The sequence below is a fragment of the Sphaerisporangium sp. NPDC004334 genome, assembly GCF_053602655.1.
This window is the reverse complement of the sequence record NZ_JBSGDZ010000031.1, coordinates 67,805-92,126: the sequence shown is the minus strand read 5'-3', so window position 1 is coordinate 92,126 and position 24,322 is coordinate 67,805. Positions and strand designations below refer to the sequence as shown.

Genomic DNA, 24,322 nt, shown 5'->3' with positions numbered 1-24,322 from the left:
GGCGCCGGCGCCGCGGCGGGCTTCGCGGGGTCGCCGGGCGGGTCCTCCCGGGGCATGGCGCGGGCGGTGAAACGGGCGATGCCGCTGCGGCGAATGGGGCCGCGTCGATAGGATGCACCGGATGTCCGAATCCATCCGTACTCCGTCAGTCTGGTCCCTCCCGCTGCACACGCTGCGGCTGGCGGGGCGGTGCGTTCTGCCGCTGGTCATGTGGTACTCGGCCGGGCAGCTCGTGCGGTTCGGGCTGATGGTCGGCGGCACCGAGCTGGGCCACGGCTCGATGAAGGACCTGCGCTACGCGCTGACCATGCTGGTGTTCATCATCATGGTCATGGCGGGCCTGGTGGTCAGCGTGGGCATGTTCTCCTCACTGCGCGGCGCGCTGTGGGAGATGCGGGCCAGGCGGGCCGACGGGGACCAGGACGAGGGGTTCGTCTCCACCCTGAGCAGGGTGATCATCCCGTTCGTCGCCCTCTACCTGGCGTGGGGGTGGCATCTGGACGACGTCCGCGACTACCTGTCCATGGACATCACCCGCCAGAGCGACGACAAGGGCGCCAACGGCGCCTTCTACGACCTGGTGACCGGAGAGCACCCGGACACCGCGCAGATCCTGATCGGCCTGAACTTCACCGCCTCGCTGGTCATCATGGCCGTGGCCTTCCTCGCCCGTTACTTCTTCACCCTCTGGTACGAGCGCGACCAGGCCCGCACGGCGGCGCTCGCCGTGGCCTTCTGCGAGCTGTCGTTCTTCTACTACGGCGCGCAGATCGTCGCCTCCCGAGGTGAGGTGGTGGGCGGCTGGCTGGGCAGCCGGGTGGCCGCGTCCTGGGTGGGGGACCTTTTCGACGGTTTGCAGGTGCACATTCCGGGCCTGGCCACGCTCGGCGAACTCCTGGACGCCGTCAAGCCGTACGCGTGGGACGCGCTGGTGCTGCCCGCCGCGTGGCTGACGGTCGCGATCCTGATGTACGGCGCCTACGCCGAGGACGCCCGCGGCGTGATCAGGGGCACCCGGCTGGAGGGCGTGGCCACCCAGGCGGGCACCATGCTCACCGCCCACACGCACTCGCTGACCCGCCGCACCCTGCTGCGTTTCTTCGGCCGGTGGGCCGACTGGGTGCCGCTGATGAACACCTTGCGCCTGACGATCCGGGGTGGCGCGCCGCTGTTCGGGTACTTCGCCCTGTGCTTCGTCGGGCTGCGCGTGGGGGCGGACTACGCCACGCGCGGCATCGTGTACCTGCTCGGCAGCGACCACCCGGTGCTCTACCTGAGCGTCTTGCTCGTTCCGGTGCGCTTCGTCATCGACCTCGCCGTGACCGTGCTGACGACCTGCCTGCTGGCGGCGACCTTCGACATCGCCGCCGGCGCCGAGCGGCGGCGGGCCCTCGCCGGCGTCAGCGGGCGAAGCGCAGAGCGGGCCCCCACTCCCGCTCTCCAACATACGAGTTAGGCCACAGCAGCAGCTCCACCTGGCCGGCCACGTCCTTCGGGACCGAGCTGATCAGGGTGAAGCGGCCGGGCACGCCCGGGGTCAGCCGCTCGGGAGCCTTCCACGACAGCGCCATCCAGGTGCGGCCCGCCGCGTCTCCCATGTAGTAGTACGGCGGCGTGGTGGTGAAGCGGGTGCCGTCCTGATTCAGCGGGGTGCCTTCGAGGTCGATCTGCAGCATGACGGTGCCGGGTGCGAGGTTGTCCGGCTGCTGCGCCATGGGTGCGATCTTGAGCAGCCGCCAGCGGGCGTCGGCCAGGTCGGCCGCCTGGCCGGAGGCGACGTGGCGCACCTGGGCCGCGGGGTTGTCCCGCTCGAACCGGGTCAGCTGGTCGTATCCTTTGACGCCGAGAAGCGCGGCCGTGAGCGCGACCGCGCCGAGAAGCTGCAGGCCGATCTTGGCCGGCCTCGGCATCCGGCGGCGGCCCGAGGGCGCGGCCGCGGAGGCGGCGCGATCGGCGGGCGGCGGTGCCGTGGGCGCGGGCGGCGCGGCGGACGGAGAGGACGAGAGGGACATCGGGGGCGCGGGGGCCGGGGCGGACGCGGCGCGCTCCGCCGGGGCCTCGCCACGGAACGGCGACGCGGCGGGGCCGGGGGACGGCGACGCGGCGGGGACCGGGGGCGGCGGCGGCCAGGCCCGGCGGCCGGGAGCCTGTCCGTCCTGCACGGCCGGCATCGGAACCGTCGAGGACCCGCGCGGCTCCTCCTGCTCCGGCGCGGGCGGGGGCCAGACCCGGGCGTCGGGCCGGGGCAGGCGCGGGGCGGGGGTGAACCACGACGGCTCGGCGGCGGGCGGACGCCACACGCCGGTGTCGTTGGGATTCTGGCTCATATGCCGCTCACCTCGTAGCCGTCCTTGGCGGCGCTCATCGCCTCGCTGGCCTTCGCCTCGTCCAGGCCGAGGTCCATGGAGACCTCGGGGATGTACTGGTCGTCGTACAGGGAGTTGACCGGCTCGGACACCACCACGCGGGCGCCGGCGACCTCGTCGGGCGGGATCTCGAAGAAGCACAGCCCCGAGCGCCACCATCCTGGCTGGATCCACTTGGCGGTGATCGTCGCGTTCTCGTCCACCTTGTCGGTGGCCGCGAAGCGCAGACCGCCCGCCGTGACCAGGTGGGGGACGAGCTTGATCGGCCGGCGCGGGGAGGTGGCGCCGACCTTGACGACCAGGAAGATCTGGTCGGTCTTCGCCTCGTCGGTGCTGTAGGCCTTCTTCACCCGGATCGAACGGGCGAACTCGATGCGTTCCAGCCGGGCGGAGAAGTGGTCGGTCCGCAGTTCCTCGCGCATGCCGCCCGACACGGTGAGCGGGGCGGTCTTGTCGTTGACGGTCATCACGTAGGTCTGCGCGTACACCGCGCCGATCGCCAGCGCGACGCCTGCCACGGCGGAGACGATCCTGCGCCAGGCAGGCGGTCGCGGAGGCGGCGGCTGCGTGGGGGACGGCGACGCCGACGCCGGATGGGGTACGAAGTCGGACGAGACGGCCATCACGAGGTCTCCACTCGGACCGGGAGATCGACCTGGGCGGCCACCACGGGCGGAAGGCGGGTCTTCGGCTCCGCCAGGCCGAGCCGCGGAGAGTCCGTGCCGGACGGCGAGGAGGCCGGCGTCGCGCTCGCTGCGGGCGACGGCGTCACCGCGGTGTCCTGGAAGATCTGCGACCACGCGCGCTGCCGGCTGAAGAAGTCCTCGCGCAGCTCGAAGGTGCCCAGGTCGACGCTCAACCTTTTGGGGACGGGGTCGCCCGGTTCCATCTCGAACGACATGATGACGGTCGTCGGCACGCCCGGATGCAGTTGCGCGTACGGGTGGTCCTGGGAGATGGACCTGATGTAGGGGCCGGTGTCACCGGGCTTCGGCTTGATCGTGGTCGAGTCGGCGCGCACGGTGGGAAGCGCGTGGTCCATCTCCTGCGCCTGGATGGTGCGGTCGGTCTCGTTGGTGACCTTGAGGACGATCTGGAGGTAGCGCTTGCCGGGGACGCCCATCTCGAACTTGCCGCCGGAGCGCACCACGGCGTCCTGGACGACCGTGAGCATCTTCCCCTGGTCGATTTCGGCGCCCTTGCCCAGCTTCTCGACGGAGGTGTCAGGCGCCTGCGCCAGCCCGCCGAGCGCGGCGCTCACTCCCGCGGTCGCGGCCGCCAGGACGGCGACGGCCGGGATGAGCACCGGCCGTCTGCGTCGGGCGCCGCGAGGAGGGGTGGACGTCATGGCACAGGATGGTAGTCGCTACGTGATCCCCATCCGTGTCCTTAGTCTCATAGATACACACCAGACACCTGTAGAGGGCCACATAAGCCGCAAATCCCCGGAGGGTGACCGGGCCGCCACCCCGCGCGTTCGGCGAGGCCGGGCGACACGCGGCTCCGGCGCGTCGTTCTGACACCGCATTATGGCGATGCCCTGCGAGGGTTGTGGCGCCGTGGATACCATGCCCAGGATGTCCGATTCGTTGACCTTGGGGGCTGGGTCACGGCCCGTGTCCGACGCCGTCCGCTGGTGGCGGCGCTCGCCGTACGGGCTGCCACTGCACGCGCTGGCGCTGTGGGCGCGGTGCCTGGTGCCGATGACGCTGTGGTTCGGCGCCGGCGAGCTGGGCCGGTTCGGCCTGCTGGTGGCCGGGTCGGAGTTCTCCCACGGCTCCCACCGCGAATGGCGCCTGGCCGGCACCATGTTCCTGTTCGTCGTCATGGTCATGCTCGGCATGATCGTGACCGTCGGCATGCTGCACACCGTGCGCGGGGCGCTGACCGAGACCGCCGCCAGGCGCGCCGAGGGGCAGGGGGACGAGCCGCTGTTCACCGCGCTCGGCCGGGCGATCATCGCCTACGTCGCCATCTACCTGGCCTGGGGATGGCAGGTCGCCGACTGGCGCAGGTTCGCCGACGCGGACATGGAGCGTTACGCCGAGCAGTACGACGATTTCGTGGCCGCGGAGCTCTCGGGCGCCCTCGGCGCGACCGGCGGCGCCCGACCGGCGAAGCCCGTGCCGCCCGACGCCGGCACCAACCTCCTGCTCGACATCAAGATCGCACTGATCTTCACCGGCGTGGCGATCGTGCTGCGCTACGTCCTGTCGGCGCTGCACGACCGCCGGGGCGGGTCGCGGCTCGCCTTCGGCGTCGCCTTCTCCGAGCTGGCCTACACCTTCTACGGAGCGGCTCTCGTGGTGGCCTTGGTCGGCGAGCGGTCGCAGTGGCTGGGCCGGCGCGTCGTGGTGTCCTGGTGGAACGAGCACTGGGCCGCGCTGGAGCGGGCGGTGCCCGGCTGGCGCGCCGCGATGGAGTGGCTCGCTGGAATCCGCCCGGACCTCGGCGGCGCGATCCTCACCCCGCTCATCCTGCTGACCCTGGCCGTCCTGGTGTACGGCGCGTACGCGGAGAGCGGGCGGGAGGCGGTCAGGGGCACCCCGCTGGAGGAGGCCGCCACCCGCGCGGGACGGCGCGCCCACCGGATCACCCGGCGCGGCGCCGGCCTGGTCGCCGTGCGGGCCGGGCTGGACCGGTGGCCGCCCGTGCTGCACGCGCTGCGCCTCACGCTGCGGGGCGGCGCGCCGCTGTTCACGCTCATGTGCCTGTGCTACGTGCTGCTCGCCGTGGCCATGGACTACGCCGAACGCGGCGCGTACTACCTGATCGGCACGGCGCACCGGCAGCTCGACTGGGAGGTCTACCAGATCCCGGTGCACTTCGCCCGCGGGCTGGTCTTCACCACGCTGACGCTGTGCCTGTTCGCCGCCACCTTCGACATCGCGGCGACCCGTCAGCGGGCGAAGCGCAGCGCCTCGGTGTCGTAGTTCAGCACGAACTCGGCGGTGTCGCGCAGCCGTTCGGGCACGACCGCCACCACCTTCATGCGCACAGGCCGCCCGACCTTGAGATCGTCGCGGATCAGCGTCTGCTCGGCCTGGGCGAGCCACCTGTGCCCGGCCCGGTCGCGCATGCTGAAGTCCGGCGGGAAGGACTTCTGGATCTCCGCGGCCGAGGTGGGCGTCACCAGCACGTCCGCCACCAGGGACGCCGTGCCCGCGTCCTGGCCGGAGGCCGGAGGGCCGGAGGTCACGCTGACCTGCCAGCTCACGCCGTGCAGGGTGGCCTCTTGGCCGTGCCCCACCTCCTTGGCGGTCTCGGGCCTGTACCGCTCGGCCACCCACGCCGACTTGTCCCACCACTGCGCGCCCACGGTGGCCGCGGCCAGCGCCGCCGCCGCGACGAGCAGGCCGGCCCCGCGCACCGCCCGGACGAGCCGGCCGCGCTCCCGGCGGGCGGAACGTGTGCTGCCGCGAGGGACCGCCGCCGTCTCCGGGGCGGCCTCCGGCGCGCCGGCCGCGGGGATGACGGGCGCGGTGTCCACCGGCCCGGTGGCGGTGCCCGAGTAGCCGAGTGCCGAGGCGGGTACGGCGCCCGCCGTGCTCGGCCTCGATGCCGGTGTGGCGCCGGCCGTGCTCGGCCCCGCACCTGGCGTGGCGCCCGCCGTGCTCAGTCCTACGCCTGGCGTGCTCAGTCCTACGCCTGGCGTGCTCAGTCCTACGCCTGGCGTGCTCAGTCCTACGCCTGGCGTGCTCAGTCCTACGCCTGGCGTGCTCAGCCCTGCGCCCGCCGTGCTCAGTCCAACGCTTGGCGTGCCCGGCGCCGCCGTCGGCGTGGCGTCCGCGGTGCCCGGCCGCGCCCCCGGTGTGGCCCCCGCCGGATTGGGGGTGCTCCCGCCCGGATGCGGCGCTTCGCCTGGACGCGGTTTCTTGCCCGGATGCGGCGCCTTCCCCGGCGTGCGGCGCGGGAGCGGCGACGGAGGCGGGTCGTCCGGCGAGACCACCGGGATCGGGAAGGTGGTGGGGAACGCCTCCCACGAGCCGGTCGAGGTGACCGCGCTCTCTCCCGGCGGAGGGCTGTTGCGCGGGTTCGGCGCGAAGGCGTCGAACGGCTCCTCCTCCGGCTTGGGCGCCTGGTCGCGCCCGCGGGGCCGGCTCACAGCCGCGCCATCAGTCGCACCGATTCGGCCATCTCGGAGACCAGGCGCCGCGTCGCGGCGTCGTCGGCGGTGAGGGACAGGGAGACCTCCGGGAGGAGCTGGTCGTACCGGCCGGGGTAGATGTCGTCGTTGACGCCGTTGGAGGAGGGGGCGGTGACCATGATGGACGCCCCGGGCAGCGCCTCCTTCGGCACCTCGAAGACGTAGTCGAGCTCGGACCACCAGCCGTGCTGGATGGGGTGGTCGGCGCGCCGGTAGATGCCGTAGACCCGGTCGCTGACGGCGTAGTCCAGCCCGTCGCGGGTGTGCAGCCAGGCCTCCTTGAGCCACAGCGGGTCGCCGGCGGAGGTGGCCTGGACCGTGGCGACCACGAACACGTCGCCGGTGCCCACGTGCCCGGTCTCCTTGATCACCGCCGCCCCGGTCCGCGGGTCGTTCGACGGGGTGGCCAGCCTGATCGTCCGGGTGACGGCGACGCGTTCCAGCCGCATGCCGAACCGCCCGTTCGCGGCCACCGCGCCGGCGGCCGCGTGGGTGGTCAGCGGGGCGTCCAGGTCGTCCTTGTCCATGACGTACGTGTGCGCGTACACCGCCCCGGCGGCGATGGCCAGCGCGACCGTCCCGTTGACCAGACGCCGCCCCGCTCGCCGGGCGCGCGACGCGGCGGGGGCCGGTCCGGCGGCGCGGCGCCCGGTCCGATGGTCGGTGCCGTCCGGGGGCGGCGCGACGGCCGGCCGGACCATCACGCCTCCTCGCGCACGGGGACGGTGACCCGCGCGGCGACCACGGGCTTGAGATCGTCGCCGGTCACCAACCGGGCCCGGTGGCGTCCGGTGAAGGCGTCCTCGTGGTTCTCGTAGCGGCCGAGCTCGACGGTCAGCGAGCCGGGGAAGGCGGGGGGCCGCTCGTCGGCGCCGGCGTTCGAGTGGAACCGCATGACGACCAGGGAGGTCCGCTTCGGGGGAAGTGTCCTTCCGGGCAGGCCCTCGCCGGGGATCGAGTCGCCGAACCGCCACTTGCCGACGTCCCGGCCGCCCTGGGGGCTTTTCAACGGGTCGCCCTCGGGCGGCGCGATGAGCAGCAGCGACTCGTCGAGGGCCTCCAGCGGCACGCTGTTGCGGGCGTCGTTGTAGACCCGCAGGCTGAGCTCCAGGACCCGCTCCTTCGGTGCGTCGGGATCGTCCGTGCCGGTGGGCGCCGACCGCACGACCGCGTCCTCGATCTTCGTGCGGAACAGGTCCTGGTCGACCTCCTCGCCCGCCCTGCGCTGCGGAGGCTGCTCGGCGGGGGCCTCGCGCAGCCCGCCGAGGGCCGCGGTGGCGCCGAGGCCGGCGGCGGCGAGCAGGACCACGGCCGGCACCAGGATCGGGCGTCGACGACGACGGCCGCGACGAACGGGGGACGACGTCATGCCACACGATCGTAATCGCTCCCTCTGTCCCGTCCGCCTCGTTCGTCCCAATGGGTAGGGGCAGAGGGCAGATATCTGGTCCGAATGGCGAGAACCGTGCCCGAATGCGGGGCCCACCTCATACGCTGTCACAGTCGGAGAGCGGACCACGAGAGCGCCGGCGAGCTTTCCGGCAGGCACGACCCTTGATCAGGTGGAGGTCCGGTGGCGGACGTGCACCCCGAGCATGCGCAGCTGCAGGCTGACCGGATCTACCTCGGCTGGCAGTACGCGATGCTGTTCCCCGACCCTGGCCCGCCTCCCAGGCGCCCTTCGCCGGCCGAGACCCCCGCCGAGCCCGCCGCCGTCGACCCCACCTGGGTCCGCAGGGAACGTCTCCAGGAAGACCTGCTCAACCGCCCCGTGAAGATCGTCGGTGTCTTCATGTCGCTGCTGGCGGTGCTCATCCTCGCCCTCGGCCTCACCGAGATCATGGGCTGGCCGTTCGTCGTCATCGGGCTGGTCGCCACCGGCGGCATCGCCGCCATCTGCGGGTATGCCGTCCACCAGGGCGAGCGCGCCCTGCGCTCACGCATCCGCGAGCAGGAGACGCGGGCGGGCAAGCAGCGCGAGCAGCGCGAACACGAGCTGTTCCTGGCCCAGGAGGAGCACGCCGCCCGCTACCGCGAGTGGGCCGCCAAGAAGGAGCAGTACGACAAGCAGCTCACCTGGTACGCCGTCGCCGTGCCCGACGAGATCGACCGCATCGACGTGGCCGGCGGCACCCTGCCCGGCTGGTCGGCGCTGATCACCCTGCTCGGCGCCACCCGTCTCTACAGCGGCGGCCACCTCACCGTGCTCGACCTGTCCGAGGGCGCCATCGCCAAGGACCTCATCGAGCTGGCCAGGCGCGGCGGCGACGACCCGCTGGTGTGGGTGCTGCCCACCGACCTGCCCCGGCTCGACCTCGGCGCCACCCTGCCGCCCGAAGCCTTCGCCGACGTGCTCGCCCACGTCGTCAGCGTCAGCGAGGAGCACCGCACCACCCGCGACCTGAGCTTCGACAACGCGATCCTCGAACGGGTGCTGGAGGTGCTGGGCGAGAACGCCACGATCAACCAGGTCACCGCCGCGCTGCGCGCCCTGGCCCAGGTTGGCGACCCGCGCGACGACCTGCGGTTCGGCCTGCTCACCGCCACCCAGCTCGAACGCATCGGCACCCTGTTCGGCCGCGGTGTCACCGACCGGGTGGTCATCGAGCGCGCCTGGGCCCTTGAGTCCCAGCTCCGCAAGCTCGAGACGCTCGGCTCCGAGGCGGTGCGGCTGCCGCCGGCGCGCCTGCGCGTGGTCTCCATGGACCGCCAGGCCGGCGTGTTCGGCAACCGCGTGCTGGGCACCTACGTCGCCACGGCGCTGACCCACATCCTGCGCCAGTCCCCGGCCTCCGAGCGGCCCTGGTACCACACGATCATCGTCGCGGGCGCGGACAAGCTGCGCGGGGACGTGCTCGACCGGCTGATGGACGCCTGCGAGACCTCGCAGACCGGCCTGGTGCTCACCTACCGCGCGCTCACCCCGACGGTCAGGGAGCGCCTGGGCCGCGGCCACGCCGCCGTCGCCTTCATGCGGCTCGGCAACGCCGAGGACGCCCGCGTGGCCAGCGAGCACATGGGCACCGAGCACCGTCTGGAGCTGGCGCAGCTCACCGAGACCATCGGCACCAGCGTGGACGGCCTGAACGGCTCCTACACCTCGACGGTCGGCGACGGGGCCGGCCGGGCCGGGCCCGAGGAGGAGGACAAGGCCGAGGGGGACCTCAAGGAGGGCATCACCGAGTCCACCGAGTGGGGCCGCAGGGCCAGCAAGGCGATGGGGGAGGAGCGCGTGCTGCACCGCAGCCGCGAGTTCCTGGTCGAGCCGCACCAGCTCCAGCAGCTCCCCACCACCTCGGTGATCGTCACCCACGCGACGGCCGAGGGACGCCAGGTGCGGCTCGCCGACGCCAACCCGGCCATCCTCACCTTCCCCAAGACCACTTTGGGGGAGTTCGAGGAGGTCCGCCGGGTCATGCTCACCCCCGCCGAACCCGAAGGCGAGCCCGACCCCGACCCGTTCCCGCCCAACCTCGGCCCCCCGCCGGAGCGGCTCGACTGGCGGAGAGGCCAGTGATCCGCGCCCGGACGGGAGGAGAAGGCATTGAAGTGGTAATCCCCTGGCAAACGCCGGTGGCGATAAGGATCCGAGCTTGATATGCAGGCAAGCGTGTCCTCCGCAGCGCCTAGCGCGCCGTTCCCGCTGAGTGGTCCGTGGTATCGCATTCAGGCGATCACCGCCCCCTCGCGTAGCTCGTCGGCAGAGTGGGACTTCGTCACCGTCCTGCCCGCCGTGCTGTCCGCCGCTCAGCGCAACCGGCCGTTCGTCATCGGCTGGCTGTCGCGCGGGTCGGGCGCGCCGCTCGAACTGATCACCAACGCCGGGCCGCTCACCCCGCCGCGCCCGCCGCGCCGCGCGTCCAGCGCCACCGTGGAGGAGCCGCCGCACGGCCCCCAGCCGCTGCTGTTCCCCGGCGGCGCGCGGGGCGTCGAGATCGGCGACGACTGGCTCGCCGACCTGGCCGACCTCGCCTGGACGCCCTGCCCCGGCCGCCAGGCGCCGCCGCTCAACGGCCGCAGGGAGCCGGGCCCCGACGACCTGCTGCGTCCCACCCTGTTCGAGTCCACGCTGGTCACGCTCATGTCGCGCCCGTTCGCCTGGCTGGTGGTGGCCGAGCCCACCGACCTGCTCGACGCCGAGGTGGCCCACCTGCGCACCCAGCTCAACGTGCTGCGCCAGTACGGCGACGCCTCCGAGCGCAGCCGGTTCGACGCCGAGCGCGCCGAGCGGCGCATGCAGGAACTGGACGCCTTCCGCGAGGCCGGGCTGTGGAACGTCCGCGTGCTGGCCGGGGCGGCAGGCCCGGACGAGCTGCGCCAGATCGCCCCGGTGCTCGTCGGGTCGGTCGAGATGAGCCACCACCCCTACCGGCTGCGCAGCGCCCTGTCGCTGCCCATCCTGGCCGGGTTCGGCCGTTCCACCTCCGGCGAGCCGCTGTACGGGTTCGCCGAGGCGCTCGGGGTCACCCTGCAGGACCCTGCCGACGGCGCGGCGGCGCCGTTCGCCGCCACCGCCGGGGCGCTGGCCGCGCTGGCCGGGCTGCCCCGCCGCGAGGTGCCGGGCGTGCGCGTGCTGGACGCCGGGTTCTTCGACGTCACCAGCGAGGCCGACGTGCGCAACACCGGCGAGCCGGTGCTCGACCTGGGCGCCATCATCGACGGCCAGGACCGCGCGGTGGGCTCGTTCCGGGTGCCGCTCGCCACGCTGAACCGGCACGCCTTCGTCACCGGGGCCACCGGCTCGGGCAAGTCGCAGACCGTCCGCCACCTGCTGGAGCAGCTCACCGAGGCCGGCATCCCGTGGCTGGCCATCGAGCCCGCCAAGTCCGAGTACGCGGCAATGGCGGGCCGGGTCGAGCGCCTGTCCCCGCTGACCGTGATCAACCCCTCGGCGCCCGACAACGTGCCGTTCAGCGTCAACCCGCTGGCCCCCGAGCCCGGCTATCCGGTGCAGGCGCACATCGACATGGTCCGCGCGCTGTTCATGGCGGCCTTCGACGCCGAGGAGCCCTTCCCGCAGATCATGTCGCTGGCCCTGCAGCGGGTCTACGAGGCCAACGGCTGGGACGTCGTCACCGGCGGCGGCATCCCCGGCGCCGCGGTCCAGCCGGCCGTGCCGACGCTGGAGCAGTTACAGGCGCAGGCGCTGGAGGTCATCCAGGAGATCGGGTACGGCAACGAGGTGCAGGCCGACGTCGAGGGCTTCATCAGCCTGCGGCTGCGCAGCCTGCGCGTCGGCTCCGCCGGCCGGTTCTTCGAGGGCGGCCACCCGGCCGACATCGGCGGCCTGCTGCAGCGCAACGTCGTGTTCGCGATCGAGGACGTCGCCAACGACGAGGACAAGGCGTTCCTCATGGGCACGCTGATCATCCGCATCGTCGAGCACCTGCGCATGCGCGCCCGCCAGGAGAAGTCCAAAGGGCTCCAGCACGTCATCGTGATCGAGGAGGCGCACCGGCTGCTGCGCGACCGCGGCTCCCAGCGCGCCAGCACCCACGCCGTCGAGCTGCTCGCCGGCATGCTCGCCGAGATCCGCGCCTACGGCGAGGGCATCGTGGTGGCCGAGCAGATCCCCACCAAGCTCATCGCCGACGTGGTCAAGAACACCGCGCTCAAGGTCGTGCACCGCCTGCCCGCCGAGGACGACCGCCGGCTGGTCGGCGCCGCGATCAACCTCAGCGAGGAGCAGTCGCGGCAGGTCGTCTCGCTCCAGCCCGGCATCGCCGCCGTCTTCGCCGACGGCATGGACCGCCCGCTGCGCATCCAGGTGCCGCTGGGCGAGGATCGCGAGCGCACCGTGCTCGGCCCCATCCCGCCGATCCGCGGCCGCCGCTCGGCCGCCTGCGGGCGCGAGTGCACCAGCGGCAAGGCGTGCACCCTGTTCGAGCTGCGCGAGGCCGACCTGCTCGCCGACGCCCCCGAATGGGCGTGGCTGCGCATCTGGACCGACACGGTGGTCCTCGCCTTCTGCACCAACCGGTCGCTGCCGGGCGTGCCGCGCGTCCTTCGCGAGATCTGGGCCGAGCTGCCGCCCCGGCGCCGCGAATGCCTGCTCGCGACGCTCGTCGAGCGCGCGGTCGCCCGGCGGGCCTGGTCGCTGCGCACCTTCTACGACCCCACGCTGCTCACGGTCAAGGCCGCCGAGGTGGCGGCCGGCCTGCTGGACCCCTCCCAGGACGCCAAGCCCTCGGCCGGTGAGCGGCCGGGCGCGGCGTGGGTGATCCCGCAGGTGCGCTGGGTGCACGAGGTCGACCGGCTCTTCCCCTACGGCCGCCCGGCGCCCGACCTGCGCAGCCCCGCGCCCCCGATGGAGTACGCCCTGTTCGGCACCGACCCCACCGGCCGCCCGTACCCGCACCTCGGGGTGAGCGGGGCGGCGGGGGCGGAGGCCATGGCCCGCGCCGAACTGCTCGGCCACCGCGCCAAGGCGCTGCGCCACCACCCGCTGTCCATGGAGATGGACCGCAACCGGGCGCTGGCCTGGCGGGTGCTGCTCGGCGACGACGAGCACGAGGGCGTCGGGCGCGACTTCGCCACCGTGGCCATCGGCGTCGAGCCCCGCGACCGGCTGCGGCACGTCGCCCAGACGATGGGCGCGGCCTGGCTGGAGACGGTCCTGTCCTGGCCGCGGCGCTTCGTCCTGCCGTTCGAGGGCGGCGCGGAGAACCGGGCCGAGCTGTCCTTCATGGACTGACCGGCGGCCCGCTCGAGAGGGGCGCTTTGGGTGCTCGTGAGGGACTCTTCGCGCGGGCGGCACTAGGATCTCGGGCATGACCCAGCTACCGCTGCGGGCTCAGCTCGCGAGTGCCCTCGGGCGTACGGCAGCGACCCTCTCCCGGGTCACCGGACGCGGCGACGGATCGGTGATCGGCGGGCGCGTCGGGCTGATCCTCGAGCCTGACCTGCTGCGCAAGCTGGCCGCCGACCGCAAGCTCGTGCTGGTCAGCGCCACCAACGGCAAGACCACCACCACCCGTCTGATCACCTCCGAGCTCCAGGAGCTCGGCGAGGTGGCCACCAACGCCTTCGGCGCGAACATGCCCGCCGGCCACGTGTCGGCGCTGTCGCAGTCCAAGCAGGCGCCGTTCGCCGTGCTGGAGGTCGACGAGAAGTACCTCCCCGAGGTGCTCGACACGACCGGCGCGAGCGTCGTCTGCCTGATGAACCTCAGCCGCGACCAGATGGACCGCGCGGCCGAGATCTGGCTGCTGGCCCAGAAATGGCGCCGCGCCCTGGCCGGCCAGGACGTCCACGTGGTCGCCAACTGCGACGACCCGCTGGTCACCTGGGGCGCCTCCACGGCCGCCCGGGTCACCTGGGTGTCGTGCGGGCAGCCCTGGAAGGAGGACTCCTGGTGCTGCCCCGAGTGCGGCGGCCCCCTCGACCGCAAGGGCGACGACTGGGCCTGCCGCGAGTGCACCTTCCGCCGCCCCGAGCCGGCGTGGGTGCTCGACGACGACGCGGTGATCGACCCGCGCCGGCAGCGCTGGGTGCTCGACCTGAGCCTGCCCGGCCGGGCCAACCGCGCCAACGCCGCCATCGCCCTGGCCGTCGCCGAACTGTTCGGCATGCCCGTCCAGCAGGCCCTGCCGCGGCTGCGCGAGGTGACCTCGGTCGCCGGGCGCTACACCATGGTCGAGCGCGACGGCCGCGCGATGCGGCTGCTGCTCGCCAAGAACCCCGCCGGGTGGCTGGAGGCCTTCGAGGTCTCCGACCCGGCCCTGCCGATCATCCTGTCGGTGAACGCCCAGGGCCCCGACGGCCGCGACACCTCGTGGCTGTGGGACGTCGACTACCGCATCCTCAGCGGCCGCCCGGTCTACGTGACCGGCGAACGCCGCCTGGACCTGGCGCTGCGCCTGGACGTCGCCGGGGTGCCCTTCCAGCTCTGCGAGAGCTTCGCCGAGGCCGTCACCCGGCAGGCGCCGGGCAGGGTGGACGTGATCGCCAACTACACAGCCTTCCAGCAGATCCGAGCGGAGTTCGGCCGTGCCCTCTGACAGCGCCCTGCGCATCGTATGGATCTATCCCGACCTGCTGAGCACCTACGGCGACCAGGGCAACGTGCTGATCCTGGAGCAGCGGGCCCGCAAGCGGGGCATCCCCGTCGAGACCGTCTACGTCCGCTCCGCCGATCCGGTGCCCGACTCGGGGGACATCTACCTGATCGGCGGCGGGGAGGACCGTCCGCAGATCTTGGCCGCCGAGCGGCTGCGCCGCGACGGCGGCCTGCCCCGGGCGGTCGACCGGGGCGCGTCGCTGCTGGCCGTCTGCGCCGGCTACCAGATCATGGGGTCGGTGTTCGGCGGCGAGGAGGGCCAGCCGGTGGCGGGCATCGGGCTGCTGGACATCGAGAGCGCCCGCGGGCCGGCCCGCGCGGTGGGCGAGCTGGCGGCCGAGGTGGACACCGGGCTCGGCGGTCACATGCTGACCGGCTTCGAGAACCACATGGGCGTCACGCGCCTCGGCCCGGGCGTGCGTCCCCTGTCGCGCACGGTGGTCGGCACGGGCAACGGCGACGGCACCGAGGGCTGCCACGCGGGCAAGATCGTGGGCACCTACCTGCACGGCCCGGCGCTCGCGCGCAACCCCTGGCTGGCCGATGTGTTCCTGAGCTGGGCGGCCGGGCCGCTGGCGCCGATCGACGACGCCTGGTACGACCGCCTGCGCGACGAGCGCCTCAGGGCCGTCCTGCCCCGCTGAAGGTCGCGCTTCGAGGCTTACGCCTTCATGAGGCGCACCAGGCGTTCCCAGGCCGGAGATGAGGCTCCGGGCTGGGAACGCGCGGCCAACCGCGCGATGACGGCGTTCGGGAGAGGGCGCGTCTCGGAGTGGCTGTCGTGGTCGGTGAACCAACGCCGGGTACGATCCGCGAGTGCGGGCAAGCGGGGATCCTCCGGCGACCAGTCGTAGGCGGCGTCGTGCTCCAGGTAGAGGGCTCGGAACTCCGGATCGGCCATGAGCTCGCGCTTCTCGGCGATCCACAGGGAGGCTTGCTCGGGTGAGGCGGTTCGCATGAGGATCCAGCCGTCGCGTTCCAGGTGTGTCTGGCGTTCGCTGACTCCCAGCCGGCGCAGGTCGTCCAGATAGTCGGCGACCTCCGGGGAGACGAAGAGCCGGTCGCCGCCGCGCAGCTGGGCGAGTTGGTCGTGGACCGCCCGCAACCGCGCGATGCGGGCGTGGAGCTCCTGGTCGATCTCGGCGATGGCTCTGGCGAGCGTGTCCGCGTCGGCGTCGACCAGGTCCTTGACGCGGGCCAGCGGCACGCCCGCGTCCGCCAGAGTCCTGATCTTGATGAGGTCGATGACGTCCTGGGCGGTGTAGCGCCGGTAGCCGGAGGAGTCGCGGCCGGGTTCGGCGAGCAGACCGCGCTGGTGATAGTGGCGGATGGCTTTGATCGTCACCCCGGCGTAGTGCGCGAGCTGCCCGATGGTGATCATGAAGTCCGTCCTTCCACCCGCCTGGTCAGGCGGCCGCCGCCGTTGCGGAAGCGCGCACGGCCGTCGCGGAGGTCATGGTAGGAGACCAGCAGCAGTCGCAGGTATCCGTCGAACGTCTCCAGAGGGTATCCGGCGGGCGCGAACAGGCCGGGCCTGATCGGCACGTAGCGCCGCGGCGGGGCGGAGGTCATGCCACCGGCGAACTCGGTGAAGATCCGCTCTTGCGACGCGTCCGCTGGTTCGTAGGTCGTCCGCTCTTCGAGACCTCCCTCGACGATGTCCACCTCGATGCGGAGCTGGTTGGAGCGGTAGGTGCCCGCGTACGGGATGAGATCGACGTCCTGCTCCACTTCGTGGATCAGAGGGGGGATCCGGACACCGAGATACTCGCTCAGCAGCCACCGCAGGATCTGGTCCTGCAACATGATCGCCCCTGAAGTGTTGCCGAAGGCGGTGAAGACCAGGTCGTGTTCGGGCACGACGCACAGGATGGCCACGCCGCCGGGCGACGCGCCGGACATGGCGAGGACGGTCGTGTCGCCGAACGGGTATCGCACCCAGCCCAGGCCCATCGGCGGGACGTTCGGAGTCGCCATGTCGTGCCAGACCTGCTGCATCAGCGCGGTCGACCGAGCCGAAAGGACGCGAGTGCCGGTGGGGGAGACACCGCCGGCGAGGTGGGTGCGCCCGAACGCGAGCAGGTCGGCGATGGTGCCGATCGGCGTCCCCCCGGCCGGCCCCCAGGTGTCGGGCAGCATGAACATGTTCGTGGGTTCGGCCGCCATGGTCTCGGGGTTCAGGAAGTGGCCGACCGCCGTGCTGCGCAGGATGGCCTGCTCGGCCGAGGTGCCGGAGTCCTTCATGCCGACGGGCGCGTAAACCTCGTGCTCGAGCAGGTCGGGGAACGCCGTGCCGGTCACCACCTCCAGCAGGCGGCCCGCGACGATCATGCCGCCGTTGGAGTAGCTGAGCTGCTCGCCCGGTCCGAACAGGATGCCGCAGTCGCTCGCCGCACCGGTGAGGTAGGTCTTCAGGGCGTCGCGGCCCTTGGCGTCGGGGAAGAACAGGTCCGCGTCGATGCCGTTGGTGTGGGAGATCAGGTGCCGGACCAGGATGCCCTCCGCCGCCCCCCTTGCGGCCAGCGCGAATTCGGGAAGGTACTTCACCACCGGCGTGTCGAGGTCGAGCAGTCCAAGGTCGACCTGCCGCAGGACCAGCGTGGTGGTCATGACCTTGGTGACAGAGCCGAAGAGGAACCCGGTGTCCTCGCGCATCGGTGCGCCGGTGGCGAGGTTCGCGACGCCGTGGGCGAGGACGATCTGCTCGCCGGCGTGGTGGACGCCGGCGACGAAGCCGGGGATGCCGCCAGACTCGCAGTAGGCGGCGGCCTGCTCGAGGATCTGGGCTTTGACGGTGTGCAATGCGTTGTCGTCCATGCGGAGCATCGTCTGACCCTGCCCCAGGGGCAGGGTCAAGACCTGCGACACCGAAGAATCCGGTCCGCCTTGAGTGCTACGGCCGGCTGAGCCGCCGCCCTCGCCCGCGCGACCGTTGCGACCGGGGCGCAGCAGCGCTGCGCGGTCAGTAGACGAGTGCCTGCGCGTCCTCGGCGAGGGCCTCCTCGACGAAGGTCGACGCGCCGGCGATGCGGACGCCCTCGATGAGGTCCTGCGGGCCGATGTCCCGGCGCGCCGCGCACTGCGTGCAGACGGTGACCTTCCCGCCGGCCAGCACGACGTCGAGCAGGTCGGCCAGGGGCGTCGCGTGCGGCAGGGCGAACTCCTTGGCCCGGCCGGGCAGGCCGTACCAGGCGGACTCGCCGGTCAGCCACAGCGAGACCGGCACGCCGCTCGCCACGGCCGCCGCCGCGACGGTGAACGCCTGGTTGCACCTCTCGGGGGCATCCGCGCCCGCCGTCACCTTTATCACCATTGATCGTGCCATGGCTCTGAGCCTATTCGCGGACACGGGCGCTTCACCAGGCGATTCCCGGTTCCGATGTCCTGGCACGGGCCCGTGGGCGGGCATCTAGGCTCAGATGCCATGGACTCCCAGTCAATTCATCCGGACCTCGAGCCGATCGCCTTCCTGCTGGGCAGGTGGGAGGGGGCCGGGGTGGGCGGCTACCCGACGATCGAGAGCTTCCGCTTCGGCCAGGAGATCGTCTTCGAGCACAACGGCAAGCCGTTCCTGAGCTACCAGAGCAGGACCTGGCTGCTGGACGACGAGGGCGCCATGGTCAGGCCCCTGGCCACCGAGTCGGGGCACTGGCGCTCGCTGCCCGAGCGGCAGGTGGAGGTGCTGCTCTCGCACCCCACGGGCATCGTCGAGATCTACGTCGGCGAGGTCGTGTTCCACAAGATCGAGCTGCAGACCGACGTCGTGGCCCGCACGGCCACCGCCAAGGAGTACACCGCGGGGCGCCGCCTCTACGGCCTGGTCAACGGCAACCTCATGTACGCCTACGACATGGCCGCCGTGGGCCGGCCGCTGACCTCGCACCTGTCGGCGGAGCTGAAGAAGGTCGGCTGAGACCCCTCCGGGCCCGCGCGGGCCCGGGCGGGGACGCCGGCGCGGCGGGGAGGAGGCGGAAGAACGTGAAAACCCCGGGCGCGCTCCGCCTCCGAGGGAGACGGGCCGGCTGGACCATGGGAGGAGAAAACTCCCCCCGCCGGCTGCCCGGGGTTCCGGTGTCTGCTTGGATTCGCCGGACGTCGCCGGTGCCCGGGAGGGCACGACATCATCTGGACGAAGGTCCCGATGGGCGATGTCCTAGCGGACAGCCACCTCGCTAGCCCAATAATGACTAACCATTGTTTGGACCACCTCCCTTCTGCGTGCTTCGTACGCTATGCGAGCCTCCGGCGCGGGGGCAAGCGATTATTTACGGCGGGCCGCAACCGGTTACACCGGCCTTGCTTCCCTCCGCTGCTCGTAGACTCATTCCATGACCGGGACATGGCACGAGGAGTTGCGCGCGCGCGGATACCGGGTGACTCCGCAACGGCAGTTGGTGCTGGAGGCGGTGACCCGGCTCGGACACGCCACTCCTGAGGACATCTGCGGGCAGGTGCAGGAGACCGCGAGAGGCGTCAACATCTCCACCGTCTACCGCACGCTGGAACTGCTCGAAGAGCTGGGCATGGTCACCCACACCCATCTCGGCCACGGTGCGCCCACCTACCACCTGGCGAGCAAGGCCGACCACGTCCACCTGGTCTGCCGGGGGTGCGGCCAGATCACCGAGGTCCGTCCCGAGATGGTCGACGGTCTGGTGACCACGCTCAACGACGAGCTCGGCTTCGAGACCGACGTCCACCACCTGACCGTCTTCGGCCGCTGCCGCGACTGCCGGTCCTGAAGGTCCCCGCGACCTGCCCGGCGCAATAACCTTGGGGCATGCGTAGCCCTCTGCTTGACACGCCAGGCGCGGTCGCCGCCGAGTCTCCCGACCACGCCGTGGCCGCCCACTACGGCGAGCCGTACGCCGAGCAACGCGCGCTGGCCGAAGGGCGGGCCCTCGTCGACCGCGGCAACCGCGAGGTCCTGCGGATCTCCGGCCCCGACCGGCTCGGCTGGATCAACAGCCTCACCTCGCAGAAGGTCGACACGCTCCCGCCGGGCACCCCGTCGCAGACGCTGTTCCTCGACCCGCAGGGCAGGCTGGAGCACCATCTCACCCTGGTCGACGACGGCGAGTCGCTCTGGGCCCACGTGGAGCCCGGCACCTCGGCCGCGCTCATCGCCTTCCTGCTCAAGATGCGGTTCATGATGCGCGTCGAGGTCGACGACCTGACCTCCGCGTACGCGGTCGTCACGGTCCGGGCCCCGGGCGCGGGAGACGAGGGCACCGCCGTGTCCGCGCCCGATGGGGCGATCGCCATCGGCGGCGACCTGCTGGTCCCGCGCGAGCGGCTGGCCGGGCTCCCGGCCGAGCTCGGCCTGCGCCCGGCGGGCCTGTGGGCCTACGAGGCGCTGCGCGTCGAGGCGCACCTTCCCCGCGAGGGCTTCGAGACCGACCACAAGACGATCCCGCACGAGGTCGGCTGGATCGGCTCGGCCGTCCACCTGTCCAAGGGGTGCTACCGCGGGCAGGAGACCGTCGCACGGGTGCACAACCTCGGCCACCCGCCGCGCCGCCTGGTCTTCCTGCACCTGGACGGCAGCGTCGACACCCTGCCGCCGCACGGGGCGCCGGTGACGTTCGGCGTCGGCTCGCCGCGCGAGGCCGACCCGGAGGCCGCGGTGGAGGGCGCCGCAGAGCCGGGGCAGGTGGGCTTCGTCGGCACCGCCGTCCGCCATCACGAGCTCGGCCCCATCGCGCTGGCCGTGGTGAAGCGCACCGTGCCGGTGGACATCGCGCTGCTGGCCGGCGGGGTCGCCGCCACCCAGGAGGTCGTGGTGCCGCCGGACGCCGGGCGCAACGTCACCATCGACCCCGCCCTGCGCCGCCGCATCCGCTGAAGAGGTCTCAGTAGCAATAATCACCTTTCAACGAAGTCGCGTCTGACCAGCGGTAACGGAAGATCCTCCGGCTGACGTCTCCGTTCGATCACCATGGTGGATCGGTGTCGGACCGGTTCGCCGTGCCGCTCGCGTTCAGGCGCGTGACCGGCACCGATCACACCGGCCGGTTCGTCAAGGGCGCGCGCTTGTCGGAAGCCGCTGCGAGCGCCGACCCCGGCCGACGCCATACGCGCCGTGGACCCGATGCCCCGGTCCGCAGTGAACCCGGGAATCGCCGCGGACCGGGGCATCGCAAGGTCACTGCTCTGAGCTGCGAAAACGCTCGCCGGCGTTCGACTCCAGCCAGATGGCCCCAGCAACCCTCTCTTGACGCGCAGCCCATTTGTAAAGCTATGGTTTACGAGTGCAAGATATGTTGACAGAGGCGGTGCGGGCCCTGAAAGCGCGCATGGAGGCGTTCCTCGCCTCGCGTGTCCTGACGAGGAGCGACGACTGGGCCGACTCGATAGGGCGCGCCGTGAGCATGCAGGCGGCCGCCGATGACGTCGTGCGTGCCGTCGTGCAGCAGGCGCGCCAGAACGGCGCCACGTGGCAGGTCATCGGTGATGCGCTCGGCGTGAGCCGGCAGGCGGCGTTTCAGCGCTACGGCAGACCGATCGATCCAAGAACAGGAGAATTCATGAGCACCACCCCCCTGCCCGGCGTCGCCGACCTGGCCGCCTCGGTGATCGAGAACCTCGCATCCGGGCAATGGACGCGTGTCACCGAGCAGTTCGACCCGAGCATGCGCGATGGCCTGTCGGAGGACGCGCTCGCGGCCGCGTGGGCGCAGATCGTCGGCCTGTCGGGAGCTTTCGAGGGGTTCGGAGAGCCTGAGGTCACCAGGGCCGGCGACGTGACGATCACGAACACGCCGCTCGCGTTGGAGGCGGGCGACTACACGGCACGGATCGCGTTCCGCGACGACCGCACCATCGCCGGTCTGCACATCCTCGAGAGGCAGACGTCGTGACCATCGCATCTCCGGGCGGATCGAAGACGGCCACGCCCCGGGGCGGAGCCGCATGAGCGGCCGCGATCTGCGATCCATCGGTGTGTTCACCACCCTGGCGTTCGCGCTCGCCTGGCTCCTCGCGCTCCCGCTCTGGTTCGGTGACGGACTCGCCGCCCCCTGGTTCACCCTCGTGGCCGCCGCCACGATGATGACCCCCGCGATCGCCGCCCTCGTCGTCGTGTTCTTCGTCGAGCGGCCGCAGCACAAGACGTGGACGCTCGGACTGTGGCCGTTGCGACCGGTCCGGAGCCTGCTCGGCTACGCGGCGCTGGGGATCATCGTGTCCATCGCGCTCGTCCTGGTAGCGCTCCCGGTCGGCGCGCTGCTGGGGGTCTACCCGGCCGATTTCGTGCACTTCTCCGCCTTCCAGCAGGTCCTCGACGAGCAGGCGGGCGCCGCGGGAGTGGCTGAAATCCCGATACCGATCGGCGCGCTCGTCGTCATCCAGCTCGCCACACTCCCCTTGGCGGCGTTCATCAACCTCATCCCGGCGCTGGGGGAGGAACTCGGGTGGCGAGGGTGGCTGCTGCCGAAACTGATGCCGCTCGGTACACTCCCAGCCCTGCTGATCTCGGGCGTGATCTGGGGCCTCTGGCACGCTCCGCTCATTCTTCTCGGGTACAACTACCCGGATGCGCCGGGCTGGCTCGGCGTGACCGCGATGGTCGGCATGTGCGTCCTGGTCGGCGCGGTCTTCGGCTGGCTGCGGCTGCGTTCTGGGTTGGTGTGGCCCTCGGCCCTCGCGCATGCCGCGTTCAATGGGGCGGGCGGGGCCTACCTCCTGTTCGCCAAGGCCGGCGAGCACGTCGACACCACGCAGGCGACGATCCTCGGCTGGAGCGGGTGGATCGTGCCGTTCACGCTCGTCGTGATCCTGATCGCCACGGGACGGTTCGCTCCGCGAAGCGCCCATGACCGTGAAGCTCGTCTCACAGAAACCACAGGCTGACCAGGAGACCTTTTCCTCATTGCTACCGGGGCGCCTCAAGCCCCGGCCGGACGCCGCCCTCGGCGGAATCTCGCCTGCGGCGGGATGGCATGCTCGGGCCGACCGGGGTTCCGCCGGCCCGCCGCGGGTGGGCGGTGTCAGATGTCGATGACGAGCGTGATGGGGCCGTCGTTGACCAGCGCGACCTTCATGTCGGCGCCGAACACGCCGGTCTCCACCCGGGCGCCGAGCGCGCGCAACTCGGCCACGACGGCCTCGACCAGCGGCTCGGCGACCGGCCCGGGCGCCGCCGCCTGCCAGGTCGGCCGACGGCCCTTGCGTGCGTCGCCGTAGAGGGTGAACTGGCTGACCACCAGCAGGGGGGCGCCGATGTCGGAGCAGGACTTCTCGCCGGACAGGATGCGCAGGCCCCACAGCTTGGCGGCGAGCTTGGCCGCATGGGCGGGACCGTCGTCGTGGGTCACGCCGACCAGCACGAGCAGGCCGGGCTCGTCGATGGCTCCGACGGTCCGCCCGTCGACGACCACGGAGGCGGAACCGACCCTCTGGACAACGGCGCGCATGGTCCCCGATTCTTCCACCGCTTGTGGACGCCCGCGAACACGGCCGCGCCCTCGGTGAGGCGCGCGCGCCGGTCACCTAGACCCTCGGCGAGGCGCGCCCGGCCGGTGACCCGCTCCTCGGCGAGGCGCGGCCGCCGGTCACCCGCGCTCTCGGCCGGGTGCGGCGGGCCGGTCAGCCGCCCCGCCCGTCGCGCGTCATGGTCCACATCGTGGGTACGCCGGGCAAGCCGTCCGTGCGCCGGCGCCGAATGGTCGCCGAATGAACGGCACTGATCGTCCGTCCGTAGACTCATGTGCGAGAGGAGATGACGTGTCCGTTGCGCCGTTGATCGTGGAAGTCGTTCGTTCGGGGTTCGTCGAGTCGGTCCACCGGGCCTGGGTGTTCGCCGTGGACGCCGAGGGCAAGACCGCCGTCGTCCACGGCGACGTCGCCGCCGCGGCCTCGCCGCGCTCGTCGATGAAGCCCATCCAGGCGGTCGGCATGCTCCGCGCCGGGCTGGAGCTGGACGGCGAGCTGCTGGCGCTGGCGTGCTCCAGCCACTCCGGTGAGGACTTCCACCTGGAGGGCGTGCTGAAGATCCTGGCCGTCGCGGGCTTGGACGAGACGGCCCTGCAGTGCCCCGAGGACCTCCCGCTCGACGTCGCGACCGCGCACCGCGTGCTCCGCGCGGGCGGCGGCCCGGCCAGGCTCACCATGAACTGCTCGGGCAAGCACGCGGCCATGCTGGCCACCTGCGTGGTGAACGGCTGGCGCACCTCCGACTACCTCCACCCCGCCCACCCGCTGCAGCGGGCCATCCGCGCCACCGCCGAGGAGCTGACCGGCGAGCGGGTCGCCGCCACCGGCGTGGACGGCTGCGGCGCGCCGCTGTTCTTCTCCTCCATGGCCGGCATCGCCCGGGCGTTCCGCGCCCTGGCGCTGGCCGAGCCGGGCAGCCACGAGCGGCGCGTCGCCGACGCGATGCGCGCCCACCCCGAATGGACCTCGGGCACCACCCGCCCGGAGGCCACGCTGATGCGGGCCGTCCCCGGCCTCATGGTCAAGTCGGGCGCCGAGGGATTCGACGCGTTCGCCTTCGACGACGGCCACGCGGCCACCGTCAAGATCGAAGACGGCAACGCGCGCGCCCGGGTCCCGGTGACGGTCGCCACGCTGCGTGCGCTGGGGCTCGGTCTGGAGGCCGCGGAGCTGACCACGCTGGCCACTCCGCCGCAGTTCGGCGGCGGGCGCCCCGTCGGCGAGGTCCGCGTCCGCGGCCCGGTGTGACCGCCCGCACGGCCTCGCCCGCGATGGTGCGCGCCGGGCGGTGCGCGCCGGGCGGTGCGCACCGGGCGG

22 protein-coding genes are annotated in these 24,322 nt (G+C 72.2%); 12 read left to right on the top strand and 10 right to left on the bottom strand.

Annotated features, from left to right (window positions below; genetic code table 11):
* The first annotated feature begins 121 nt into the window (after nucleotides 1-121).
* The gene (locus ACWEN6_RS33165) at nucleotides 122-1,456 is read left to right on the top strand and encodes a hypothetical protein (protein ID WP_452575797.1); all 1,335 of its coding nucleotides are present in this window, start codon (nucleotides 122-124) and stop codon (nucleotides 1,454-1,456) included.
* On the opposite strand, the gene ACWEN6_RS33160 is transcribed toward ACWEN6_RS33165, so the two are convergent.
* From ACWEN6_RS33160 to ACWEN6_RS33150, 3 genes are all read right to left on the bottom strand, one after another.
* Nucleotides 1,401-2,327, bottom strand: a complete 927-nt coding sequence (locus ACWEN6_RS33160; protein WP_452575795.1) for a hypothetical protein — start codon at nucleotides 2,325-2,327, stop codon at nucleotides 1,401-1,403. The two genes, ACWEN6_RS33165 and ACWEN6_RS33160, sit on opposite strands and share 56 nt — an antisense overlap.
* Nucleotides 2,324-2,884 carry a hypothetical protein gene (locus ACWEN6_RS33155; RefSeq protein WP_452575793.1) on the bottom strand — a complete coding sequence of 187 codons (561 nt, stop codon included), beginning with the start codon at nucleotides 2,882-2,884 and terminating at the stop codon, nucleotides 2,324-2,326. The genes ACWEN6_RS33160 and ACWEN6_RS33155 overlap by 4 nt, the downstream gene beginning before the upstream one ends.
* Nucleotides 2,885-2,988: 104 nt before the next feature.
* On the bottom strand, nucleotides 2,989-3,714 hold the full coding sequence (locus ACWEN6_RS33150) for a hypothetical protein (RefSeq protein WP_452575791.1): 726 nt from the start codon (nucleotides 3,712-3,714) through the stop codon (nucleotides 2,989-2,991).
* A 229-nt stretch (nucleotides 3,715-3,943) separates the two neighbouring features.
* Here ACWEN6_RS33150 and ACWEN6_RS33145 point away from each other — a divergent pair, with 229 nt between their 5' ends.
* The gene (locus ACWEN6_RS33145) at nucleotides 3,944-5,299 is read left to right on the top strand and encodes a hypothetical protein (RefSeq protein WP_452575789.1); all 1,356 of its coding nucleotides are present in this window, start codon (nucleotides 3,944-3,946) and stop codon (nucleotides 5,297-5,299) included.
* Here ACWEN6_RS33145 and ACWEN6_RS33140 read toward each other — a convergent pair.
* From ACWEN6_RS33140 to ACWEN6_RS33130, 3 genes are read right to left on the bottom strand one after another with little or no spacing between them, the layout of a single operon-like run.
* The gene (locus ACWEN6_RS33140) at nucleotides 5,266-6,471 is read right to left on the bottom strand and encodes a hypothetical protein (RefSeq protein WP_452575787.1); all 1,206 of its coding nucleotides are present in this window, start codon (nucleotides 6,469-6,471) and stop codon (nucleotides 5,266-5,268) included. The two genes, ACWEN6_RS33145 and ACWEN6_RS33140, sit on opposite strands and share 34 nt — an antisense overlap.
* Nucleotides 6,468-7,214 (bottom strand): hypothetical protein, encoded by a 747-nt coding sequence (locus ACWEN6_RS33135; protein ID WP_452575785.1) that lies wholly within the window; start codon nucleotides 7,212-7,214, stop codon nucleotides 6,468-6,470. The genes ACWEN6_RS33140 and ACWEN6_RS33135 overlap by 4 nt, the downstream gene beginning before the upstream one ends.
* Nucleotides 7,214-7,882, bottom strand: a complete 669-nt coding sequence (locus ACWEN6_RS33130; protein ID WP_452575783.1) for a hypothetical protein — start codon at nucleotides 7,880-7,882, stop codon at nucleotides 7,214-7,216. Before ACWEN6_RS33130 ends, ACWEN6_RS33135 begins: the two co-directional genes overlap by 1 nt.
* Before the next feature lie 204 nt (nucleotides 7,883-8,086).
* Between ACWEN6_RS33130 and ACWEN6_RS33125 the strand changes: the two genes are divergently transcribed.
* The 4 genes from ACWEN6_RS33125 (at nucleotide 8,087) to ACWEN6_RS33110 (ending at nucleotide 15,216) form a co-directional block, all read left to right on the top strand.
* Nucleotides 8,087-10,030: a hypothetical protein gene (locus tag ACWEN6_RS33125; protein WP_452575781.1), complete on the top strand. Its 1,944-nt coding sequence runs from the start codon at nucleotides 8,087-8,089 to the stop codon at nucleotides 10,028-10,030.
* An 81-nt stretch (nucleotides 10,031-10,111) separates the two neighbouring features.
* Nucleotides 10,112-13,207 carry an ATP-binding protein gene (locus ACWEN6_RS33120; protein WP_452575780.1) on the top strand — a complete coding sequence of 1,032 codons (3,096 nt, stop codon included), beginning with the start codon at nucleotides 10,112-10,114 and terminating at the stop codon, nucleotides 13,205-13,207.
* A 76-nt stretch (nucleotides 13,208-13,283) separates the two neighbouring features.
* Entirely contained in the window at nucleotides 13,284-14,513 is a 1,230-nt protein-coding gene (locus ACWEN6_RS33115; RefSeq protein WP_354852291.1) for a MurT ligase domain-containing protein, read from the top strand.
* Entirely contained in the window at nucleotides 14,503-15,216 is a 714-nt protein-coding gene (locus ACWEN6_RS33110; protein WP_354852292.1) for a type 1 glutamine amidotransferase, read from the top strand. The genes ACWEN6_RS33115 and ACWEN6_RS33110 overlap by 11 nt, the downstream gene beginning before the upstream one ends.
* Nucleotides 15,217-15,233: 17 nt before the next feature.
* Here ACWEN6_RS33110 and ACWEN6_RS33105 read toward each other — a convergent pair whose 3' ends face one another.
* The 3 genes from ACWEN6_RS33105 to ACWEN6_RS33095 all read right to left on the bottom strand — a co-directional run bounded on the left by ACWEN6_RS33105 (nucleotide 15,234) and on the right by ACWEN6_RS33095 (nucleotide 17,897).
* Nucleotides 15,234-15,953, bottom strand: coding sequence for a MerR family transcriptional regulator (locus ACWEN6_RS33105; RefSeq protein ID WP_452575778.1), 720 nt, complete (start codon nucleotides 15,951-15,953; stop codon nucleotides 15,234-15,236).
* Nucleotides 15,950-17,389, bottom strand: coding sequence for a serine hydrolase domain-containing protein (locus ACWEN6_RS33100; protein WP_452575776.1), 1,440 nt, complete (start codon nucleotides 17,387-17,389; stop codon nucleotides 15,950-15,952). The genes ACWEN6_RS33105 and ACWEN6_RS33100 overlap by 4 nt, the downstream gene beginning before the upstream one ends.
* Before the next feature lie 145 nt (nucleotides 17,390-17,534).
* On the bottom strand, nucleotides 17,535-17,897 hold the full coding sequence (locus tag ACWEN6_RS33095) for a DsrE family protein (RefSeq protein WP_354852294.1): 363 nt from the start codon (nucleotides 17,895-17,897) through the stop codon (nucleotides 17,535-17,537).
* Nucleotides 17,898-17,996: 99 nt separating this feature from the next.
* Between ACWEN6_RS33095 and ACWEN6_RS33090 the strand changes: the two genes are divergently transcribed.
* The 5 genes from ACWEN6_RS33090 to ACWEN6_RS33070 all read left to right on the top strand — a co-directional run bounded on the left by ACWEN6_RS33090 (nucleotide 17,997) and on the right by ACWEN6_RS33070 (nucleotide 22,423).
* A complete protein-coding gene (locus ACWEN6_RS33090; protein ID WP_452575774.1) occupies nucleotides 17,997-18,485 on the top strand; it encodes an FABP family protein in 489 nt (162 codons plus the stop codon).
* Nucleotides 18,486-18,900: 415 nt separating this feature from the next.
* Nucleotides 18,901-19,314 (top strand): Fur family transcriptional regulator, encoded by a 414-nt coding sequence (locus ACWEN6_RS33085; RefSeq protein WP_452575772.1) that lies wholly within the window; start codon nucleotides 18,901-18,903, stop codon nucleotides 19,312-19,314.
* Nucleotides 19,315-19,352: 38 nt separating this feature from the next.
* Nucleotides 19,353-20,417 (top strand): CAF17-like 4Fe-4S cluster assembly/insertion protein YgfZ, encoded by a 1,065-nt coding sequence (gene ygfZ / locus ACWEN6_RS33080; RefSeq protein ID WP_452575770.1) that lies wholly within the window; start codon nucleotides 19,353-19,355, stop codon nucleotides 20,415-20,417.
* A gap of 451 nt (nucleotides 20,418-20,868) precedes the next feature.
* Nucleotides 20,869-21,432 carry a DUF3887 domain-containing protein gene (locus ACWEN6_RS33075; protein WP_452575768.1) on the top strand — a complete coding sequence of 188 codons (564 nt, stop codon included), beginning with the start codon at nucleotides 20,869-20,871 and terminating at the stop codon, nucleotides 21,430-21,432.
* Between the two features lie 52 nt (nucleotides 21,433-21,484).
* A complete protein-coding gene (locus tag ACWEN6_RS33070) occupies nucleotides 21,485-22,423 on the top strand; it encodes a CPBP family intramembrane glutamic endopeptidase (protein ID WP_452575766.1) in 939 nt (312 codons plus the stop codon).
* Nucleotides 22,424-22,560: 137 nt separating this feature from the next.
* On the opposite strand, the gene dtd is transcribed toward ACWEN6_RS33070, so the two are convergent.
* Nucleotides 22,561-22,986, bottom strand: a complete 426-nt coding sequence (gene dtd, locus ACWEN6_RS33065; protein WP_354852300.1) for a D-aminoacyl-tRNA deacylase — start codon at nucleotides 22,984-22,986, stop codon at nucleotides 22,561-22,563.
* A 310-nt stretch (nucleotides 22,987-23,296) separates the two neighbouring features.
* Here dtd and ACWEN6_RS33060 point away from each other — a divergent pair, with 310 nt between their 5' ends.
* Complete coding sequence (locus ACWEN6_RS33060; protein ID WP_452575764.1) at nucleotides 23,297-24,253, top strand: asparaginase; 957 nt, start codon at nucleotides 23,297-23,299, stop codon at nucleotides 24,251-24,253.
* Nucleotides 24,254-24,322: the final 69 nt, after the last annotated feature.

What these genes read in the sequence shown, in the direction of transcription:
- ACWEN6_RS33165 (WP_452575797.1), top strand. Translation starts at nt 122, where the DNA reads ATGTCCGAATCCATCCGTACTCCGTCAGTCTGGTCCCTCCCGCTGCAC.
- ACWEN6_RS33160 (WP_452575795.1), bottom strand. Translation starts at nt 2,327, where the DNA reads ATGAGCCAGAATCCCAACGACACCGGCGTGTGGCGTCCGCCCGCCGCC.
- ACWEN6_RS33150 (WP_452575791.1), bottom strand. Translation starts at nt 3,714, where the DNA reads ATGACGTCCACCCCTCCTCGCGGCGCCCGACGCAGACGGCCGGTGCTC.
- ACWEN6_RS33145 (WP_452575789.1), top strand. Translation starts at nt 3,944, where the DNA reads ATGTCCGATTCGTTGACCTTGGGGGCTGGGTCACGGCCCGTGTCCGAC.
- ACWEN6_RS33135 (WP_452575785.1), bottom strand. Translation starts at nt 7,214, where the DNA reads ATGGTCCGGCCGGCCGTCGCGCCGCCCCCGGACGGCACCGACCATCGG.
- ACWEN6_RS33130 (WP_452575783.1), bottom strand. Translation starts at nt 7,882, where the DNA reads ATGACGTCGTCCCCCGTTCGTCGCGGCCGTCGTCGTCGACGCCCGATC.
- ACWEN6_RS33120 (WP_452575780.1), top strand. Translation starts at nt 10,112, where the DNA reads ATGCAGGCAAGCGTGTCCTCCGCAGCGCCTAGCGCGCCGTTCCCGCTG.
- ACWEN6_RS33115 (WP_354852291.1), top strand. Translation starts at nt 13,284, where the DNA reads ATGACCCAGCTACCGCTGCGGGCTCAGCTCGCGAGTGCCCTCGGGCGT.
- ACWEN6_RS33105 (WP_452575778.1), bottom strand. Translation starts at nt 15,953, where the DNA reads ATGATCACCATCGGGCAGCTCGCGCACTACGCCGGGGTGACGATCAAA.
- ACWEN6_RS33100 (WP_452575776.1), bottom strand. Translation starts at nt 17,389, where the DNA reads ATGGACGACAACGCATTGCACACCGTCAAAGCCCAGATCCTCGAGCAG.
- ACWEN6_RS33095 (WP_354852294.1), bottom strand. Translation starts at nt 17,897, where the DNA reads ATGGCACGATCAATGGTGATAAAGGTGACGGCGGGCGCGGATGCCCCC.
- ACWEN6_RS33090 (WP_452575774.1), top strand. Translation starts at nt 17,997, where the DNA reads ATGGACTCCCAGTCAATTCATCCGGACCTCGAGCCGATCGCCTTCCTG.
- ACWEN6_RS33085 (WP_452575772.1), top strand. Translation starts at nt 18,901, where the DNA reads ATGACCGGGACATGGCACGAGGAGTTGCGCGCGCGCGGATACCGGGTG.
- ygfZ (WP_452575770.1), top strand. Translation starts at nt 19,353, where the DNA reads ATGCGTAGCCCTCTGCTTGACACGCCAGGCGCGGTCGCCGCCGAGTCT.
- ACWEN6_RS33075 (WP_452575768.1), top strand. Translation starts at nt 20,869, where the DNA reads ATGGAGGCGTTCCTCGCCTCGCGTGTCCTGACGAGGAGCGACGACTGG.
- ACWEN6_RS33070 (WP_452575766.1), top strand. Translation starts at nt 21,485, where the DNA reads ATGAGCGGCCGCGATCTGCGATCCATCGGTGTGTTCACCACCCTGGCG.
- dtd (WP_354852300.1), bottom strand. Translation starts at nt 22,986, where the DNA reads ATGCGCGCCGTTGTCCAGAGGGTCGGTTCCGCCTCCGTGGTCGTCGAC.